Source organism: Nostoc sp. (assembly GCF_036919895.1).
Taxonomy (GTDB): Bacteria; Cyanobacteriota; Cyanobacteriia; order Cyanobacteriales; family Nostocaceae; genus Nostoc.
The window spans coordinates 41,385-57,995 of sequence record NZ_JBALBW010000081.1; the positions used below are offsets into that span (position 1 = coordinate 41,385).

Sequence of the window (16,611 nt, forward strand, 5' to 3'; positions counted from 1 at the left end):
AAAATCAATTTTTAATTTGTAATTTTTAATTGTTATGACACCTCCAATGGTTTTGGTGTACCTGGAATTGATAGAGAAAGAGCGATCGCTGCTTGAATAAACCCTTTAAATAAGGGATGAGGGCTACTGGGGCGCGATTGAAACTCTGGATGAAACTGGCAAGCAAGAAAGAATGGATGCTTGGGTAATTCCACAATTTCAACTAACTGTCCATCGGGAGAAGTACCACTGATTACATAGCCAGACTTTAATAAGAGATCGCGGTAAGCATTGTTGAACTCATAGCGATGTCGATGTCGTTCATAAATTACATCTTCTTGATAAAGCTTGAAAGCTAAGGTATCAGGGAGAACACGACAAGGATATAGCCCCAAGCGCATTGTACCCCCTAAATCGACAACTTCCTGCTGTCCTGGCAATAAATTAATTACGGGATTAGTTGTATGAGGGTCAAATTCAGCACTATTAGCATCTGTTAATCCCCTTACGTTCCTCGCCCACTCAATTACAGAACATTGCATTCCCAGACATAAACCCAAAAAGGGAATTTGGCGATCGCGTGCGTATTTAATGGCGGCAATTTTGCCATCCACCCCCCGAACCCCGAAACCTCCTGGCACAACTATGCCATCGACACCCCCAAGATGAGTTTCGGCTGATTCATTTTCCAAATCTTCTGAGTTCACCCAACGCAGGCGTAGTTTGCCATAAGTTGAGATTGCAGCATGGTTTAGTGCTTCCACTACAGATAAATAGGCATCACTTAACTGCACATATTTCCCAACGATGGCAATTTCTAGCTCATGCTTGGGAGTATGTAACCGTTGTACCAAGGTTTGCCACTGCGTCAAATTTGGTTTGCGTTGCTCCATTTGCAGCAATTTCAAGACTTGTTCTGCCATTCCTTCCCGTTCCAGATTCAGGGGTACTTCATAGATACTTTTGGCATCTTGGGAAGTAATGACGCATTCTTCGGGGACATCGCAAAATCCCGATAATTTTTGTTTTAATCCTTTGGGTAAGGGGCGATCGCTCCGACAAACTAAAATATCTGGTTGAATACCAATGGATCTCAGTTCTTTAACTGAATGCTGTGTTGGCTTAGTTTTCATTTCACCCGCAGAAGCAATCCACGGTACCAACGTTACATGCATATACAGTACATGCTGCCGTCCTACTTCTTTACGGAACTGGCGAATCGCTTCCAAAAACGGTAGTGATTCTATATCTCCCACCGTACCGCCAATTTCTGTAATTACTACAGATGGGTTTGTACTTTTAGCAACTCGCAGAATTCGCTCTTTTATTTCATTGGTAATATGAGGAATAACCTGGACAGTACCGCCATTGTAGTCTCCACGCCGCTCTTTATTGATGACTGCCTGGTAAATTGAGCCAGTAGTCACACAATTCAAGCGCGACATTGAGGTATCAGTGAAGCGTTCGTAATGCCCCAAGTCCAAATCTGTCTCCGCACCATCTTGGGTAACGAATACTTCCCCATGCTGAAAGGGACTCATTGTGCCAGGATCGATATTAATATAAGGGTCGAGTTTAAGAATCGACACCGAATATTCGCGCGACTTGAGCAAACGCCCTAGACTTGCTGCTACAATGCCCTTACCAATACTGGAAACAACGCCTCCAGTTACGAAGATAAACTTAGTCATAGTAGTTTAAATTTCTCACAACTTCTAAAAATACATCCCGTCATTGTGCCACAGTTGTTGTGGTGTAATCTTCTGTGATTTTGTCGTGAAAAAACTTTTAGGATTAGTAATATTAGGCTGTATTTTCGCATCCTCCATAGCATTGGCAGAGCCATCTCTTATAGTCGTTTTTCCCGAAACAAACTACCAGACTAGTTCCGAAAAAATCTTTTTTTTGGGAACTGCACCACCTTATGGTCAGGTTTTGATCAATAGTAAGCCAATTACTCGCAGCAAAGCCGGTCATTTTTCCCCTAGTTTCCCCTTGCAGTTGGGGGAGAATCTTTTTACTGTGCGTCGCCAAAATCAAGAACTTAAGATTAAGGTGATTCGGCTGAACACTAGCCCGGAACTACCACAGGGGGTAGCCTTTGCAAAAGATTCGCTGACTCCCTCGGTTGACATTGCCAGATTACCGGGAGAACTAATTTGTTTTAGCGCGATCGCACCCCCTAACGCCAATGTCTCTGTAACCCTGGCTAATCAAACCATTGCTCTTTCACCTCAACCCCAACAGGCACAACTACCAAGTAATTCGGCAGCTTTAACAGGGCAAAATCAGCCTCATGCCCAGTCTAGCGTAGGCGATTATCAAGGTTGTACCACAGTGGCAACAGCTGCCGATCTAGGAAAACCTCAATTTCAACTAACGCTGAATGGCAAGACGATAACTCAACCAGGGACTGGTAAAATTCAAATCCTCTCAAGAGCAGAATTGCCAATTTCTGAGGTTACAGTAGAGTCAGGCGTTGCTCGTACTGGCCCAAGCACCGATTATTCTCGACTCACACCACTGCCCAAAGGCACACGCGCTACAGTAACAGGTAGAGAAGGTGAATGGTTACGCCTAGACTATGGTGCTTGGATTAATAGTCAAGAAACCCGCATTCTACCTGGTGCAATTCCGCCACAGACAATAATTCGCAGTGTCGGATACCGTCAACTCCCTGGTGCCACAGAGATAGTTTTCCCTTTACAAGTTCCCGTACCTGTGAGCGTGCAACAAAGTGAGCAAGCGATCGCTCTTACTCTCTACAATACTACTGCCCAAACGGACATTATTCGTCTGGATGATGACCCCCTAATTTCTCGCCTAGATTGGCAACAGGAAGCTCCAGAACGAGTAAAATACACCTTTAACCTCAAAAAAGCTCAACAGTGGGGATATAAGCTGAGATATGACGGTACAACCCTGGTTTTGGCTTTACGTCATCCGCCTAAAATCGGGAACACAAGACGCAAGCCTTTAGCTAATTTCAAGATTGTACTCGATCCAGGGCATGGCGGTAAAGAAACTGGTGCCAGTGGCCCAACTGGATATTTAGAAAAAGATGTGAATTTGGTGGTATCTAAGTTACTGCGCGACGATTTGGTAAAGCGAGGAGCAACAGTAGTGATGACGAGGGAAGATGATAAAGAGGTTTCCCTGGTAGAACGTCAGGCAATTATTAGTCGAGAAGAACCTGCGATCGCTATTTCCATACATCACAATTCTCTACCCGATGAGGGCGATGCCGAAAGAATCAAAGGATTTGGCGCTTTTTGGTATCAACCCCAAGCTCACAACTTGGCAATGTTTTTACAGAACTATGTAGTTAAAAAACTGAGCAAACCTTCTTATGGTGTGTTTTGGGATAACCTGGCGCTCACACGCCCGACGGCTGCACCATCAGTCTTGCTGGAATTGGGTTTTATGAGCAATCCCGATGAATTTGAGCAGGTGGTGAACCCAGAAGTACAAAAGAAAACGGCTGATGCGATCGCTCAGGGGATTACAGAGTGGGTTCGGAGTGTGCGGTAAATTTGGAGGTACAAGTAGAGTTGTACCCTCAATTTGTTGGAGGGCGATCGCTCTTTTTTAGTTCTGAAGTCACTTGCAAGATTTAATCAGTATTTGATGGCGATAGATTAAATTTGATACAACAAAATTACTTGTTGACACAATATGCTAGTTTTAGCATAATTGATATTACATGAGTGAACAACAAGAAAAACCCCTTAAATGGATTGCAAGCGCTCTTGATGATTTAAAGGAGTTTCCTGAAGATGTACAAGATGTAATGGGTTTTGCTCTAGATTTGGCACAACATGGTGAAAAGCATCCTGATGCAAAACCTCTACATGGATTTTCAGGGGCTGGAGTTTTAGAAATTGTAGATAATTTTGATGGAGATACATACAGAGCAATTTACACTGTTAAATTTGCAGGAGTTGTTTACTTATTGCATTCATTTCAAAAGAAATCAAAACATGGTATTGCTACACCGCAACAAGACATAGATTTGGTTAAAAAAAGATTAAAAGACGCTCAGGAAGATTATTCGAGGGAAACAGCTAAAAAATGAGCAACGAAAATAATGTTTACGTTAGTAGCGGGAATGTGTTTGCTGATTTAGGATTACCCAATCCCGAAGAAAGATTAGTCAAAGCCGAACTTGTCCGTAAAATTAGTGAAATCATTGCTAGTCGAAAATTAACACAAGTGCAAGCTGGTGAAATTTTAGGAATTGATCAGCCGAAAGTTTCTTCATTAATTAGAGGAAGATTAAGTGGGTTTTCAACTGATAGATTAATTAGCTATCTGAATATTTTGGGTAATGATGTAGAAATTACAATTAAACCCAAACCTGAAGATCGCTCTATTGGACGTACAACCGTAGTCTGTTAATAAAAACTAAAGTAAGAAATTTTGTGCGCGAGTTTGTTACTTTCGGGTTTTTCAAAGCATTTTTCTTCTCTGCTGATTTGAAGCGATCGCTGTTTTACAGAACCAAGCATTGCTCTCTAACCTTACTGGAATGCGATCGCCTCCGGCGGTGCGTAGCCCATCTCTCTTAAGCTGTTGCACCTAGCTAAGAAACGGGGATTGAATAGCCTGATTGATTAAGGGTTATTGATTGAGGAAAGTGACGCTATGAAAATTAGTTATGACCAAGGAATTGAGCAGGTTTTATACCTCAAACCCTGATTCAGCCGTAGGCAGGATATTATTTTCAAAGTCAGATGTGGAGCTAACTTTGAAAAAATAATACAAGCCTTTAAAACTGTTCAAAAAAATGTCCTGATTATTGTTCATTAGAATTCCCTCCTTATCGAGGAATGCAGGAGGAATATTGCCCTCTGTCTTCTGCTGCGACCAGACGGATCTTGGGTTTAAGACCCCCACTGAATTTTCGTTCAGTGGCTTCAATTCAGGAGGGGTCGAATGCCATAAGTGAATTGCTCCTTCTGCCTCCTTCAATAAATTTGTTTTCTCTTGACAATGCTTTTTCGTCGATTCTTCATTGTTTATATTTGGTAGATTTGAAAATTGAACAGCAGCAATAAGATTGCGTGCATAATAGTCACTGGGTACACAAATTAACTTTTCATTTATTTCGTAGAGAAAATTATTTGTAAATTCTACTGCGTTGACAAATTTATTCAAAGCAGCTTCTGTTGGATCTCTATCAATATCCCACATCAGATCAATCAGACTATGCTGTAATCTAACTGCTAAACGCAAACAGTCTTTTTCAACTTCATCTAAAGCGTGTTGGTCAGTTAAATTGGGAATCTGTTTTTTTGTTTTATCAGCTAGTTCATAGTATTTTTGCTCCAAATTTGTATATTTATCAGCTAGTTCATTTGCAACCGTCCTATGATGCTTGGCTGCTTGTCTATCACTTTCCCCAACAGCGTGAGTAGTAAAAGCACCAACAACAGCCCCAACAGCTAATCCAAGAGCGCTGAAAATAAAAGGAAGCATAAAAACTATGTAGTCCTCTAAAATTTAATTTCTATTGTTCTGTGAGAAGATGAGAAAGTTGAGAACCAGCAAGCAAATTACTATCTGCTGATGTTAATCCTAGAGATTTAGCAATAGCAACTGATTCACATAAGCGTTGCATAGCCCCTTCTATTACCGGTGCAATTGGACGATTTGTAATTTCTTGATTAATTGCTTCTGCTTCAGCCAAAAAATCTAGATTTTTCTGGTGTTCATAAATCAGTTCGTTCTCAATTGCTTCTAATCTTTCTAATTCTTGTTGAGTTAAAGATTCATAATAGATTTTCACCGTTTGTTTATGGTCATCGAGGATTTTGAAAAACTCGTAAACCATACCCGCAGTTCCAACAACAGCTAAAACTGGTGCAGCTGCGGTTAAAGCGATCGCAATTGGTGGACAAGCTGCTGCTAGTGTTGTGGTTACAAACGCTGTCACACCCCCAATTGCGCCGCCTTTTACGGTATCTTTCAATGTTTCTATAGCGGCTTCTGGTGCAGAAATTTCACCTCGGATTACCCGCAGCGCGTTGGTTAGTAACGAAAATGGTGCTGTCGTCGCTACACCAATGGCTGCTCCCAAGGGCGCGGCTTTAACACCTGCTTTAACTGCACCTGTTAGATTATCAAAATGCCATTTAGCATCTAGTCTTATTTGCTCCTGCGAAGTCATGGGTTTATCGCCACGGGCTAAATTATCTTTGGCGTTTTCCCACTTGATATTTTTGGGATCATTTGAGCCGCCTTTGCTATGTGGTTTGATATGACTAGCGTGTTTATCTGATAGGTATTGTTGGGTATTAACATCAGTAGATTTGCCATCAATCCCTGCTCTTTGAGATGGAGGGATTTTATCTAACATTTCTTGGGCTTGCACTCTGGTTCTTATCGGTTCACCAGGTCGAATTCCACTTTTATATAATCTACGGGCTGCACTTAAGGATAAATCCTGTAATTGAGCATGATGAACGTTAATGTTGGCAGCTACATTAAAAGCGGAATTACGCTCTTGTTCGTGAGACATGGGTAAACCAATTTAGTGTAATGTATTATGTTTTTTTCTTCATACCAAAGCATGGTACTAGCTTATTTTCTTATGGTTCCCATTTGGGCATCAGATGCGATCGCCCAGGGAGGTAAAAAGCCGGAAGATGGAGCCATGCAGAAGATAGCAAAAACAGCCCTCAAGTTCTTGATTTCAGTGCTTATACCATGCCAGAACCGCTTTGATTGCGAGTAAAAATATATGAAATCTTATATTTTGAAAGCGTATGTATTTTAAGATAGGCGGGATAGTGGGAGCGATCGCTATTTTATTGAGCAGTGGTAGTGCGTTCACCGAAGGTGTTGGCGCAGCCATCGCTGCCCCAACACTTTCAGCGATCGCCCAAGATGCACAAAGATATATCACTGTGGGGCATGATAAATTAGGCAACAGTATAGCTCTAGACACAGAAACCATTAAGGGTACGACATACAAGCTGTACGGAATGTACGGAGATGGCATCTTTGAGACTACCTTCGATGCATCATGTACAGAATCGCGGCTTTTTCTGAATCACATTGCGATTTACGGTTCAGAGGGACAGCTACTTCAAGAGGATAAGGAGAAAGGAGAAATACCTTTTGTCGCAAACTCTTCACCAGGTAAAGGAATGAAAATTGTTTGTCAAAAGATTGGGGCCCGTGGTTGGTAGTTGTGAATGGGGAATGGGGAAGAAGCAAGGGAGAGGAGTTTTCCCCTCTGCCTCTTTTTAATGCTCAATTCCTAGTAGAAAATACTAAGGACAAAACAGGGTGTCACGCGTATCTCGTCCTGTGATTGGATTAGTCCCTTTGGCAAGTTTGCACAATTTTTTTTGCTCATCGGAACGCAGTAGAGTATCAGTAAAATCTGCTCCGTCAATAATTGCACTATCAAATCTGGCGTTAGCGGCAAACGCACCTTCTAAAAGTGCATTTGTTAAATTTGCTCTCACTAAACGAGCCGAGTATAAAGTCGCATTTCTTAAATCAGAACCTTCCAAATTCGCAGATTCCAAATTTGCTGCAAAAAAACTGACACCGTTCAAATTAGCGTGACTGAAGTTACTCTGGCGAAGATTAGCTTTGGTAAAGCTGGAATCTGTTAAATCACGTCCTGAGAAATCAGCCTCGACCAAAATTTCTTTATTATATTCAAGTGCCAAAGCCGTTGGAGCAAAACCGAGCGTTGCGGTGATGCCAACTATTCCCCACAGGAATAAGCTGAGTATATTTGCCCAAAAGTGATAGTTTGTTTTACACTTCAACCCGAATTGTCTTCGGGATGAATCGAGTGTAGAACCCTCTGTGCGTAGGCGTAGCCCCCCGCAGGCATCGCTTAACCTAGAATTCATAGAATTCATGATATTTTTAGTGAATGGCTAACCTTCCTCCATCTCATTATCCAGATATTGGTCATTTAGGAGAAGACCTAGCAGCCCAATGGTTGCAATCTACAGGTTGGATAATTCTCCATCGTCGCTTTTCTAGCCGTTGGGGAGAAATCGATATTATTGCCCAATATGATGCAAGAATCAGGGAAGCAGAGGAGCGGGGGGAGAATTTCTCACGGTCTGAATGCCTCGCTACCCTTAACAGCACTCAGAACTTATTACTAGCATTTGTTGAAGTCAAAACCCGCAGTTCCGGGAGTTGGGATGCAGGGGGAAGAAGCGCTATCACCCCACAAAAGCAAGTAAAAATCTCGCAGACGGCTGGAATATTCTTAGCCCAGTACCCTGAGAAGGCAGATTATTATTGCCGATTTGATGTTGCTATTGTCTACTGTCAAAGGATATCAAAAAATCTGATTGGAGTTGCAGCAACTCACGAAGCTCTAGCAACTTCATCAGCCGCCGGATATAAGTTCAAGCTGCAAGAATATATTCCCGCAGCTTTCGACTCTTTGATTGATAATGGTTAATTGGTAATGGATAAAATATCTTGATTACCAATAATTTTTTAGTGGCGTTACAACCAAATGTCATTACGCCAAAGTTTCAGGACAGTAACCTAAGCCTCGGACAAACTGTTGTCGGAAAGCTTCGATTTCGTCTCTCTCTGGACTACCATGAGAGACTATCGCTACCTGATAGCGACGCATCACGTCTACAGGGCATTGTCCCGCTTCTAAACTCCAAAGTGCCATTTGCACCCTCATTGGTGGCTCGTAGCTAATCCCTAATTCATTTAGAAAAGCGCGAAAGTCGCCATCTTCTTGGGGCGAAACTTGACCTTTGAGTTTGATCCTAACCACCCAGCCATCAATTTGATGAATTACGGTGACGAACGAAACTGGTGTCTGGGGTCTAGCGTGCAGGTGTTGAACGACCCTCAGGGTTAGACTGGCATTCGCCAGATAATACAAGTATTCCATGTTTGTTGGTGCTTGGGATCAAAGCCAATCCTACATATCTATATTCGTCAATCAGTGCCTGTTCCCGGTAGGGTAAAAGCCCCCGTTTTTAGATGGGGAGGTTTACCCAATTTTTATGTTAACTTTTCTGTGTTACTTAATAGTAACAATCTTATAGCCTGGCGACAAAATTGGGCAAAGATGCCTTAAAGTTCCTTTTAGAAGAGAAAACTAAAACCTGCTTTTTTAAGAGAGTATAAATACTAAGATAAAGCAAAAACTAGTACAAGCCAATTTGAAAGATACCTCTAGCCCACAAAAAAAAGATTTTGAATTAGATTGCTCGGTAGCAGGCTATGACTACAAACTACCTCCAGAACTCATTGCCCAAAACCCAGCAGTTCCTAGAGATAGTTCCCGGTTACTGGTGGTTAATTCTCCTACTACAGCCACTGAAATAGAACCATCTCACCATATTTTCCATGATTTGCCTGCACTGCTACGCTCTGGTGATTTGTTAGTTATGAACAATACAAGAGTTATTCCAGCGCGGCTTTATGGTCATAAATCTACTGGTGCGAAAATCCAGGTATTGCTGTTGGAAGAACGACAGTATAACTGTTGGTTAGCTTTAGTTAAGCCAGGAAAAAGCTTCAAACAGGGAACAAAGATTGTTTTTGAAGCAAGGGGAGGAAGGATTAAGGGCGATGGGGATTTGGAAGATTCTTCCCTAGTCCCTAGTCCCCAGTCCCCAGTCCCCAGTCCCAAACTTACCGCTACGGTTTTAGAAACAGACGCAGCAACTGGCGGACGTTTATTGCAATTTGATGTGCCAGAGGGAAAGCCTTTGGTGCAACTGTTAGACGTATTTGGTGAAATACCGCTACCACCATACATCACTACCTCGTCGGCTGCTGATGAGCAGTATCAGACAGTTTATGCCAAACAGCCAGGAGCGATCGCAGCACCGACGGCAGGATTACACTTTACCCCAGAATTATTACAAAAGCTGCGCGATCGCAATATCAATCAAGCTTTTGTAACGCTACACGTTGGTGTCGGCACTTTTCGCCCTGTGGAGGTGGAAGACGTAACTACCCACCTTATGCATGAAGAATGGATTGAAGTCCCTGCAACCACAGTAGAGCAAATCCGAGCGACTAAAGCAGCTGGCGGTCGGATTATTGCTGTGGGAACAACAGGAGTACGAGCTTTGGAAGGGGCGGCTCAATCTGGGAATTTACAACCATTTTGCGGTAAAACAGACTTGTTTATTTATCCAGGCTACCAATGGCGGGTGGTGGATGGTTTAATTACCAATTTTCACCTACCGCGTTCCAGTTTGCTGATGTTGGTAAGTGCGCTAATTGGCAGACAACGGTTATTGAATATATACAACGAAGCGATCGCTTCAGGGTATCGGTTCTATTCCTTTGGTGATGCTATGCTAATTTTGCCGGAAGCTATAACAGTCTTAAGTCAGGCGTGAGGGCAATAAGGTTCGCTGAAGTTTTAACCCCTCCAATGCCATGATTTTTGCTTTTTCTAAAAATGCTTCTGTGGTTTAAACTGCCATGAAAAGCGATAAACTTTGGTAAACGAGGAAAATGAAATTACCGAAATCGGTATATTCTATTTCATGTTATTTTAGAGTTGCTGCTGTTTAGCAACTTTTACTTCTTTTAGAGAATTGTAATATTCAATACGAGTGATTTTATGCGTGATTTCACAATTAAATTTGTTAAAACTCTGAGACAGGTAATCACTGCTCCAATGCTCATATTGTTTATCGTTAGCACAAAGAAAGAAGTGATTCTTGCAGATGTAAGACGATGGGCAGAAAATTTTGGGCTAATTGATAGTTCTGACTGGGTTAACATGCTCTATTTCCTTGAGAAATATCCAGAATTTAGAACCCTTTACTATTACAGGATTAAAAAAGGTAACTTTATTGCATTGGTATTAATGCATATTATAAAAATTTTTTACAAAGAAAGTCCCAGCCTATTTTTATACTGCGATAATATTGGATCTGGGCTATTTATTCAACATGGGTTTAGTACTATAGTTTCAGCAGAAAGCATTGGTGAAAATTGCTGGATTAATCAACAGGTTACAATAGGATATAGCAGTAAAATGGAACGTCCTACAATAGGCAACAATGTAACGATAAATGCAGGAGCCAAGATCATTGGTAAGGTAACTCTCAATGATAACGTCACAGTAGGAGCGAATGCAGTCGTAGTCAAAAGTGTTCCGAATAATTGTGTTGTTGTCGGTATTCCAGCTTATATAATCAGAAAAGATGGCGTGAAAGTAAAAGAGCAGTTGATTTAAACTTGTTTATTAGCAGATTATAAAAGCTGTAGAATATTGCACTAATTTCGATCCGCAGAGCAACAGAAGAAGGACAGGGGTGTTTTGACAAAAGTCGGATGCTTTCAGAGTGAGGAATTCTTAATTTTTTGATTTGTAATTTTTCATGCTGTGATGGGTATTCTGACTTATAAAGATATGAGCATAAGTACATCCATGTCACTCCTGTCTAAAGAAAGTCAAACTCATCAATGGTTACACTGGTTATTTCACCAAAACTCTGTTCAGAAAAAGCCCCTGTTCGCACTTCTGTTTGCTTTCTCTGCATTTTTGGTTTTAGCTGCACCGACAATTACTAATTTTCCAGAAAGTAAACTGCTAGCAGAAACCGCAATTTCTCAGGATCTTGAAGCAGCTAGCTTTTTCCAGCAGGGAGTCACGCGCTATAACCGCAAAGATTTACAGGGTGCGGAATATGCTTTTCGTCAAGCGTTGCAGCGAGATCCTAGCATTGGGGCAGCGCGGAATTATCTGGGTAATATATTCATGGAGCAAAATCGCCTGGATGTAGCTTTACAAGAATATATAGAGGCGATTAAAGTTAATCCCAATTTGAGCGAAGCTTATTACAACTTAGGGTTAGTGTTGCACCGACAAGGACAAAAAGAAGCAGCGATTACGGCTTATCGGCAGAGTCTTGTGATAGATCCCACAAGAGTAGCAGCGCTGTATAATCTAGGTTTGGTGCTGTATGAACAAGGACAGCTACCGGAAGCGATCGCAGCATACCAGCAAGCAATTAATTTAGATAGCAGCAATGCCAATGCCTATTTTAACTTAGCGATCGCTTTACAACAACAAGGTCAAACAGAGCTTGCGATCGCCACTTATCGCCAAGCTTTGCAGCTAGATCCTCAAAATGCCACAGCCTATAACAACATGGCAAATTTGCTAGCAATTCAAGGTCAAGCTTCTGAGGCTATTTCTGTTTATCGGCAAGCTATTCGCCTAAATCCTAAAAACGCATCCGCTTACTATAATTTGGGGGTTACTTTATATAATCAAGGCGACATCAAGAAAGCTAATGGAGTATTGAAACGCGCCCATAACGAGTATCGCGAGCAAGGGAACATTGAGCAAGCTGAGAAAATAGAACAACTAATGCAGCAAATTGCTCAGAAAAGTGGGCAACAGCAACCTCAAGCCAGTCAAACAGCTACTCCCCCTCAAACTCCAGATCAAACAAGTAATGTAGTACAAACACCTGAGCTACAAACGCCAAATCAACCAGAAACTCCAGCTAACCCTAGCAATGTTCCTGTCTCAGGTGAAGCACAGCCTACTTCAACAAGTCCCGGACAATAAAAAACTCAGAGTTAACACGATGTGCAACTTGATATTCTAACCTTTCTCCTTGCTGTAGAGAGGCTTTGAATTATCCCCATTCTCTATAAGAGTTGTGGTTAGGTTTGAGTAAAAGTTGCACATTGGGTAATCAATAACTCCTAACTCTAACTCCTAATTTTTTAAATTGGCAAACGATTAATATCTTTGTTACAACCAATAACTACCATTGCAGAACCACGTTCTAAACGCTTGGTAGGGTCAGGATTAATTTGAAATTTACCATCTTGGCTCACCGCTAGCAAATTTAAACCGTAGCGGTTACGAAGTTGAAGCTCAGTGATTGTTTTGCCGTGAAATTCATCAGGCACAATCAACTCTACAATACTGTTATCTGGATCTAGATCAAATCGATCTAAGATTGCTGGTTTAGTAAGTGTACGCGCTAGGGCGCAGCCTGCTTCATACTCAGGAAAAACAACATGATCTGCTCCTACTCGCCGCAACAGTTTACGATGAACTTCACTAGAAGCTTTGGCAACTACATGAGGTACGCCAGCCTCTTTCACATTTAGGGTGGTTATAATACTTTCCTGAACGTAGTTGCCAATCGCGACAATTACAGTATCAAATTCAAAAATTCCAGCTTCTTTGAGTGCCGCTGGTTCTGTAGAGTCTAGTTGCAAAGCATGACCAACAATTCCCTCAGTCAATGCTTCCGAAACTCGTTTTTCATCAATATCTGTTGCCAGCACTTGATAACCAAAATTGTGAAGTGTAAAACAGACGGATCTACCAAAACGACCTAACCCAACTACAGCAAATTGGTGGTTATCTTTACGTAAACTGCGAAAAAAACTTAATGATGACAGATTCACGCTTTTTATCCTTATAATGGCTCCCTGTATTTAGGGCAAACAACGGTTATACAGCTTGAATTAAAATCTTATTTTTTGCCTTCCAATGTATATTTTATCAGTTTAGTCATTAGTCATTGATCATTGGTCATTAGCTTTCTCCCCCTGCCTTCCCTGCTCCCTATTCCCCCACTGCCTAACCCGCATTTCTCACAAGCTTTAAGCGAAGAAGTGGCAGAGGGGCACAGGAGCGGAGGAGCGGAGGAGCAGAGGGGAAAGAAATTGTACAATATCTCACCTCTGCTCCCCTGCTCCCCTGCTCCCCTGCTCCCCTGCTCCCCTGCTCCCCTGCACAAGCGCAGGCTTTGAGAGATGTGGTGAGAAATCCGGGCTAACTATCCCACGAGTAGATTTTCTTCAGGATAGTGAATTCTAGTAGGAAGTGGGTCTCCTAGTACTGCGGACATCAGTAGTAAAACACCTACTCGTCCAATGTACATAGTGATAATTAGGATGAGCTTTGCTGTTATAGAAATACTTCCTGTAATGCCTGTAGAAAGACCCACAGTGGCGAAGGCTGATACCACTTCAAACAAAATTTGAATAAAATCCAACGTTGGATCTGTAAGGCTTATTAAGAAGGTAGCTAAAATCACCGTTGCGACTGAAGCCACCAACACACCCACAGCTTTCAAAATTAAAGATATTGCTATCTTGCGATCGTACAATAAAACTTCTTCCTTGCTCTGGAGAATCGCTTTGGTGCAACTGGTTAAGACTCTGAGAGTTGTTGTTTTTATGCCTCCTCCCGTACCACCTGGACTTGCACCAATAAACATTAGTGCAATTGTAATAAATAGACCGGCAGTGGTCATTTTGCCAATATCGATGGTATTAAAGCCAGCAGTTCTGGGAGTAACTGATTGAAACCAAGCTACTAATATCTGGTTACGTAAATTTAGAGAGCCAAATGTTTCAGGGTTTCTGATCTCTATACAAAAAAACGCAATCATCCCTATTACTAACAATATAATAGTTGTACTAGTTGCAACTTTAAAATCTAGAGAAAATATTTGGTTATGATTTCTTTTGAAAATGCGATCGCGAAACCAAAGGTACATTTCCAAAATTACCTGATAGCCAATTCCCCCAAAGATAATTAACATTGTGATGGTAAAGACTACTAAGAAAGATGACTGATACCCAATTAAGTTATCTTTGAATAAACTAAAACCAGCATTATTCCAAGCATTGATACTATGAAAAATGGCTAACCAAAGTCCTTTACTCCATCCATACTCAGGAACGAAAGCAGGCAGAAGTAAGAATGTGCCTGTAATTTCAAAAATTAAAGTTGTGGCAATAATTGAACGGATAACTTGGGCGCTACCACTCATCCCTGGTCGATCTAAAGCTTGTTGAATTGCTATTTTTTGCCGCATATCAAACCTACGACCAATAAGCAAAATCAGAAATGTGGTAGTTGTCATATAGCCCAACCCGCCAATCTGAGCTAATAGTGCAATAAACAATTGACCCCAAAAGGAAAAATAAGTACCAGTATCGACTACTGATAAACCTGTAACACAAACTGCGGATGTCGAGGTGAATAGTGCCACAATTAGATTATTCCATGTACCATTGCTAGTCGAAAAAGGCATCATCAACAGAATAATACCTACAGCAATGACAGCCAAAAATCCCAAGCAAATTGTACGAGCAACAGTCATAATTAATTCGTAATGGGCTACGCCCTGCTTCTCTACGAGACGCTGCGCGAACGCTAACGTAATTCGTAATTAAGAAAGTTAGATGTAATCTGGGTTTCCAACTCTTGTATATGTATGCTTTTTTAGAGAATTAATATAAATTTGAGTAGGAACAGTTTATTAAGGTAAAACTGAGGAATTTTCCCAAGGAGAGATATATCACGGTTGACTTTCTCTAGAAGTAAAAATACCCTTATTTAATTAAAAACATACATGGTAGCCTATCTATATGTTTTTTTTCAGTTCGGCTTTGTCTTAACACTGCTTTTTTCATGAGTGCAACACTTTACCAGCAAATTCAGCAATTTTACGATGCTTCGTCTAGTCTGTGGGAACAGATATGGGGCGAACACATGCACCACGGCTATTACGGCGCTGATGGTACGCAGAAAAAAGACCGCCGTCAGGCTCAAATTGATTTAATCGAAGAATTGCTCAATTGGGCAGGGGTACAAGCAGCCGAAAATATCCTAGATGTGGGTTGTGGTATTGGCGGCAGTTCTTTATACCTTGCACAAAAGTTTAATGCAAAGGCTACAGGGATTACATTAAGTCCTGTACAAGCCACCAGAGCCACGGAACGCGCGTTGGAAGCTAATTTGAGTCTGAGAACACAGTTCCAAGTTGCAAATGCTCAAGCAATGCCCTTTGCTGATGATTCTTTTGATTTAGTTTGGTCGCTGGAAAGTGGAGAACACATGCCAGATAAGAAGAAGTTTCTTCAGGAGTGCTATCGAGTATTGAAGCCTGGTGGCAAGTTAATTATGGTGACTTGGTGTCATCGACCAATTGATGAGTCGCCACTAACGGCGGATGAACAAAAAGATTTGCAGGATATTTATCGGGTGTATTGTTTGCCTTATGTGATTTCTTTGCCAGAATATGAAGCGATCGCACATCAACTACCATTAAATAATATTCGGACTGCTGATTGGTCAACTGCTGTCGCCCCCTTTTGGAATGTGGTAATTGATTCTGCATTCACTCCCCAAGCACTTTGGGGCTTACTAAATGCTGGTTGGACTACCATCCAAGGGGCATTATCACTGGGATTAATGCGTCGTGGTTATCAGCGTGGGTTAATTCGGTTTGGCTTATTGTGCGGCAATAAGTAGAATTCCACTTCCGGAAAAAGATGTAATCTAGGAGCATTAAATTAGATGTTCCTAGTGATGCATCACGATCCTTTATAGGGGATTTGGAGCGATCGCCAAGCTTATAAATTCTAATGCAGCTATCGGGGAAACCTTATAAAATTAAGTTTCTTCTTGTTACAGCAATTTTCAGGTAAATAGACCACAGTGGTTAGCTACAAAAGCGCCCTTCCAAACTGGGAGGGCGCTTTTTTATTTAGCTAATACAGTTAAAGCCGGAGAATTAACCGTTGATAGCAGGAGCGGAAAGAGCAACAGGAGCAAGATCCCCAGCAGCCAAATCTAGAGGGAAGTTGTGAGCATTGCGCTCGTGCATT

The 16,611-nt window shown here is 41.6% G+C and carries 18 protein-coding genes and 1 pseudogene; 10 read left to right on the plus strand and 9 right to left on the minus strand.

Annotation, left to right across the window (positions count from 1 at the left end):
* Positions 1 to 32 precede the first annotated feature (32 nt).
* Positions 33 to 1,670, minus strand: coding sequence for a CTP synthase (locus V7K55_RS16570; RefSeq protein ID WP_334833105.1), 1,638 nt, complete (start codon positions 1,668 to 1,670; stop codon positions 33 to 35).
* Between the two features lie 85 nt (positions 1,671 to 1,755).
* On the opposite strand from V7K55_RS16570, the gene V7K55_RS16575 reads away from it, so the two are divergent.
* From V7K55_RS16575 to V7K55_RS16585, 3 genes are all read left to right on the plus strand, one after another.
* Entirely contained in the window at positions 1,756 to 3,510 is a 1,755-nt protein-coding gene (locus V7K55_RS16575) for an N-acetylmuramoyl-L-alanine amidase (protein ID WP_334833107.1), read from the plus strand.
* Between the two features lie 172 nt (positions 3,511 to 3,682).
* On the plus strand, positions 3,683 to 4,054 hold the full coding sequence (locus tag V7K55_RS16580) for a type II toxin-antitoxin system RelE/ParE family toxin (protein ID WP_334833109.1): 372 nt from the start codon (positions 3,683 to 3,685) through the stop codon (positions 4,052 to 4,054).
* Positions 4,051 to 4,377 carry a helix-turn-helix domain-containing protein gene (locus V7K55_RS16585; protein WP_094333017.1) on the plus strand — a complete coding sequence of 109 codons (327 nt, stop codon included), beginning with the start codon at positions 4,051 to 4,053 and terminating at the stop codon, positions 4,375 to 4,377. The genes V7K55_RS16580 and V7K55_RS16585 overlap by 4 nt, the downstream gene beginning before the upstream one ends.
* Positions 4,378 to 4,428: 51 nt before the next feature.
* On the opposite strand, the gene V7K55_RS16590 is transcribed toward V7K55_RS16585, so the two are convergent.
* From V7K55_RS16590 to V7K55_RS16600, 3 genes are all read right to left on the minus strand, one after another.
* Positions 4,429 to 4,557, minus strand: coding sequence for a hypothetical protein (locus tag V7K55_RS16590; RefSeq protein WP_334833111.1), 129 nt, complete (start codon positions 4,555 to 4,557; stop codon positions 4,429 to 4,431).
* Positions 4,558 to 4,659: 102 nt separating this feature from the next.
* Positions 4,660 to 5,457 carry a hypothetical protein gene (locus tag V7K55_RS16595; RefSeq protein ID WP_334833113.1) on the minus strand — a complete coding sequence of 266 codons (798 nt, stop codon included), beginning with the start codon at positions 5,455 to 5,457 and terminating at the stop codon, positions 4,660 to 4,662.
* Between the two features lie 31 nt (positions 5,458 to 5,488).
* The gene (locus V7K55_RS16600; protein ID WP_334833115.1) at positions 5,489 to 6,499 is read right to left on the minus strand and encodes a hypothetical protein; all 1,011 of its coding nucleotides are present in this window, start codon (positions 6,497 to 6,499) and stop codon (positions 5,489 to 5,491) included.
* Positions 6,500 to 6,571: 72 nt separating this feature from the next.
* Here V7K55_RS16600 and V7K55_RS16605 point away from each other — a divergent pair, with 72 nt between their 5' ends.
* Entirely contained in the window at positions 6,572 to 6,715 is a 144-nt protein-coding gene (locus V7K55_RS16605; RefSeq protein ID WP_334833117.1) for a hypothetical protein, read from the plus strand.
* Between the two features lie 31 nt (positions 6,716 to 6,746).
* The gene (locus V7K55_RS16610) at positions 6,747 to 7,172 is read left to right on the plus strand and encodes a hypothetical protein (protein ID WP_334833119.1); all 426 of its coding nucleotides are present in this window, start codon (positions 6,747 to 6,749) and stop codon (positions 7,170 to 7,172) included.
* Between the two features lie 84 nt (positions 7,173 to 7,256).
* On the opposite strand, the gene V7K55_RS16615 is transcribed toward V7K55_RS16610, so the two are convergent.
* Positions 7,257 to 7,853, minus strand: coding sequence for a pentapeptide repeat-containing protein (locus V7K55_RS16615; protein ID WP_334833121.1), 597 nt, complete (start codon positions 7,851 to 7,853; stop codon positions 7,257 to 7,259).
* 23 nt (positions 7,854 to 7,876) lie between these two features.
* On the opposite strand from V7K55_RS16615, the gene V7K55_RS16620 reads away from it, so the two are divergent.
* The gene (locus tag V7K55_RS16620; protein WP_334833123.1) at positions 7,877 to 8,422 is read left to right on the plus strand and encodes a YraN family protein; all 546 of its coding nucleotides are present in this window, start codon (positions 7,877 to 7,879) and stop codon (positions 8,420 to 8,422) included.
* A gap of 63 nt (positions 8,423 to 8,485) precedes the next feature.
* Here the strand turns inward: V7K55_RS16620 and V7K55_RS16625 are convergent, their stop codons facing one another.
* On the minus strand, positions 8,486 to 8,875 hold the full coding sequence (locus V7K55_RS16625) for a hypothetical protein (RefSeq protein ID WP_012412259.1): 390 nt from the start codon (positions 8,873 to 8,875) through the stop codon (positions 8,486 to 8,488).
* 247 nt (positions 8,876 to 9,122) lie between these two features.
* On the opposite strand from V7K55_RS16625, the gene queA reads away from it, so the two are divergent.
* From queA to V7K55_RS16640, 3 genes are all read left to right on the plus strand, one after another.
* Positions 9,123 to 10,343: a tRNA preQ1(34) S-adenosylmethionine ribosyltransferase-isomerase QueA gene (gene queA, locus V7K55_RS16630; RefSeq protein WP_334833137.1), complete on the plus strand. Its 1,221-nt coding sequence runs from the start codon at positions 9,123 to 9,125 to the stop codon at positions 10,341 to 10,343.
* Positions 10,344 to 10,570: 227 nt separating this feature from the next.
* Positions 10,571 to 11,191 (plus strand): serine O-acetyltransferase, encoded by a 621-nt coding sequence (locus V7K55_RS16635; RefSeq protein ID WP_334833126.1) that lies wholly within the window; start codon positions 10,571 to 10,573, stop codon positions 11,189 to 11,191.
* A 177-nt stretch (positions 11,192 to 11,368) separates the two neighbouring features.
* Entirely contained in the window at positions 11,369 to 12,535 is a 1,167-nt protein-coding gene (locus tag V7K55_RS16640; protein ID WP_334833127.1) for a tetratricopeptide repeat protein, read from the plus strand.
* 161 nt (positions 12,536 to 12,696) lie between these two features.
* Here the strand turns inward: V7K55_RS16640 and V7K55_RS16645 are convergent, their stop codons facing one another.
* Together V7K55_RS16645 and V7K55_RS16650 are read right to left on the minus strand one after the other, a co-directional pair.
* Positions 12,697 to 13,392, minus strand: a complete 696-nt coding sequence (locus V7K55_RS16645; protein WP_334833129.1) for a potassium channel family protein — start codon at positions 13,390 to 13,392, stop codon at positions 12,697 to 12,699.
* A gap of 374 nt (positions 13,393 to 13,766) precedes the next feature.
* Positions 13,767 to 15,101 carry a TrkH family potassium uptake protein gene (locus V7K55_RS16650; protein WP_334833131.1) on the minus strand — a complete coding sequence of 445 codons (1,335 nt, stop codon included), beginning with the start codon at positions 15,099 to 15,101 and terminating at the stop codon, positions 13,767 to 13,769.
* Positions 15,102 to 15,412: 311 nt separating this feature from the next.
* Here V7K55_RS16650 and V7K55_RS16655 point away from each other — a divergent pair, with 311 nt between their 5' ends.
* A complete protein-coding gene (locus tag V7K55_RS16655; RefSeq protein ID WP_334833133.1) occupies positions 15,413 to 16,255 on the plus strand; it encodes a methyltransferase domain-containing protein in 843 nt (280 codons plus the stop codon).
* A gap of 262 nt (positions 16,256 to 16,517) precedes the next feature.
* Here V7K55_RS16655 and V7K55_RS16660 read toward each other — a convergent pair.
* Positions 16,518 to 16,611: pseudogene (locus V7K55_RS16660) on the minus strand (photosystem II protein D1); the annotation flags it as partial.

Excerpts from the sequence above, each read along its gene's own strand:
- V7K55_RS16605 (WP_334833117.1), top strand. The coding sequence starts at position 6,572 with ATGGTTCCCATTTGGGCATCAGATGCGATCGCCCAGGGAGGTAAAAAG.
- V7K55_RS16600 (WP_334833115.1), bottom strand. The coding sequence starts at position 6,499 with ATGTCTCACGAACAAGAGCGTAATTCCGCTTTTAATGTAGCTGCCAAC.
- V7K55_RS16625 (WP_012412259.1), bottom strand. The coding sequence starts at position 8,875 with ATGGAATACTTGTATTATCTGGCGAATGCCAGTCTAACCCTGAGGGTC.
- V7K55_RS16615 (WP_334833121.1), bottom strand. The coding sequence starts at position 7,853 with ATGAATTCTAGGTTAAGCGATGCCTGCGGGGGGCTACGCCTACGCACA.
- V7K55_RS16580 (WP_334833109.1), top strand. The coding sequence starts at position 3,683 with ATGAGTGAACAACAAGAAAAACCCCTTAAATGGATTGCAAGCGCTCTT.
- V7K55_RS16650 (WP_334833131.1), bottom strand. The coding sequence starts at position 15,101 with ATGACTGTTGCTCGTACAATTTGCTTGGGATTTTTGGCTGTCATTGCT.
- V7K55_RS16655 (WP_334833133.1), top strand. The coding sequence starts at position 15,413 with ATGAGTGCAACACTTTACCAGCAAATTCAGCAATTTTACGATGCTTCG.
- V7K55_RS16570 (WP_334833105.1), bottom strand. The coding sequence starts at position 1,670 with ATGACTAAGTTTATCTTCGTAACTGGAGGCGTTGTTTCCAGTATTGGT.
- V7K55_RS16635 (WP_334833126.1), top strand. The coding sequence starts at position 10,571 with ATGCGTGATTTCACAATTAAATTTGTTAAAACTCTGAGACAGGTAATC.
- V7K55_RS16610 (WP_334833119.1), top strand. The coding sequence starts at position 6,747 with ATGTATTTTAAGATAGGCGGGATAGTGGGAGCGATCGCTATTTTATTG.
- V7K55_RS16640 (WP_334833127.1), top strand. The coding sequence starts at position 11,369 with ATGAGCATAAGTACATCCATGTCACTCCTGTCTAAAGAAAGTCAAACT.
- V7K55_RS16620 (WP_334833123.1), top strand. The coding sequence starts at position 7,877 with ATGGCTAACCTTCCTCCATCTCATTATCCAGATATTGGTCATTTAGGA.
- V7K55_RS16585 (WP_094333017.1), top strand. The coding sequence starts at position 4,051 with ATGAGCAACGAAAATAATGTTTACGTTAGTAGCGGGAATGTGTTTGCT.
- V7K55_RS16595 (WP_334833113.1), bottom strand. The coding sequence starts at position 5,457 with ATGCTTCCTTTTATTTTCAGCGCTCTTGGATTAGCTGTTGGGGCTGTT.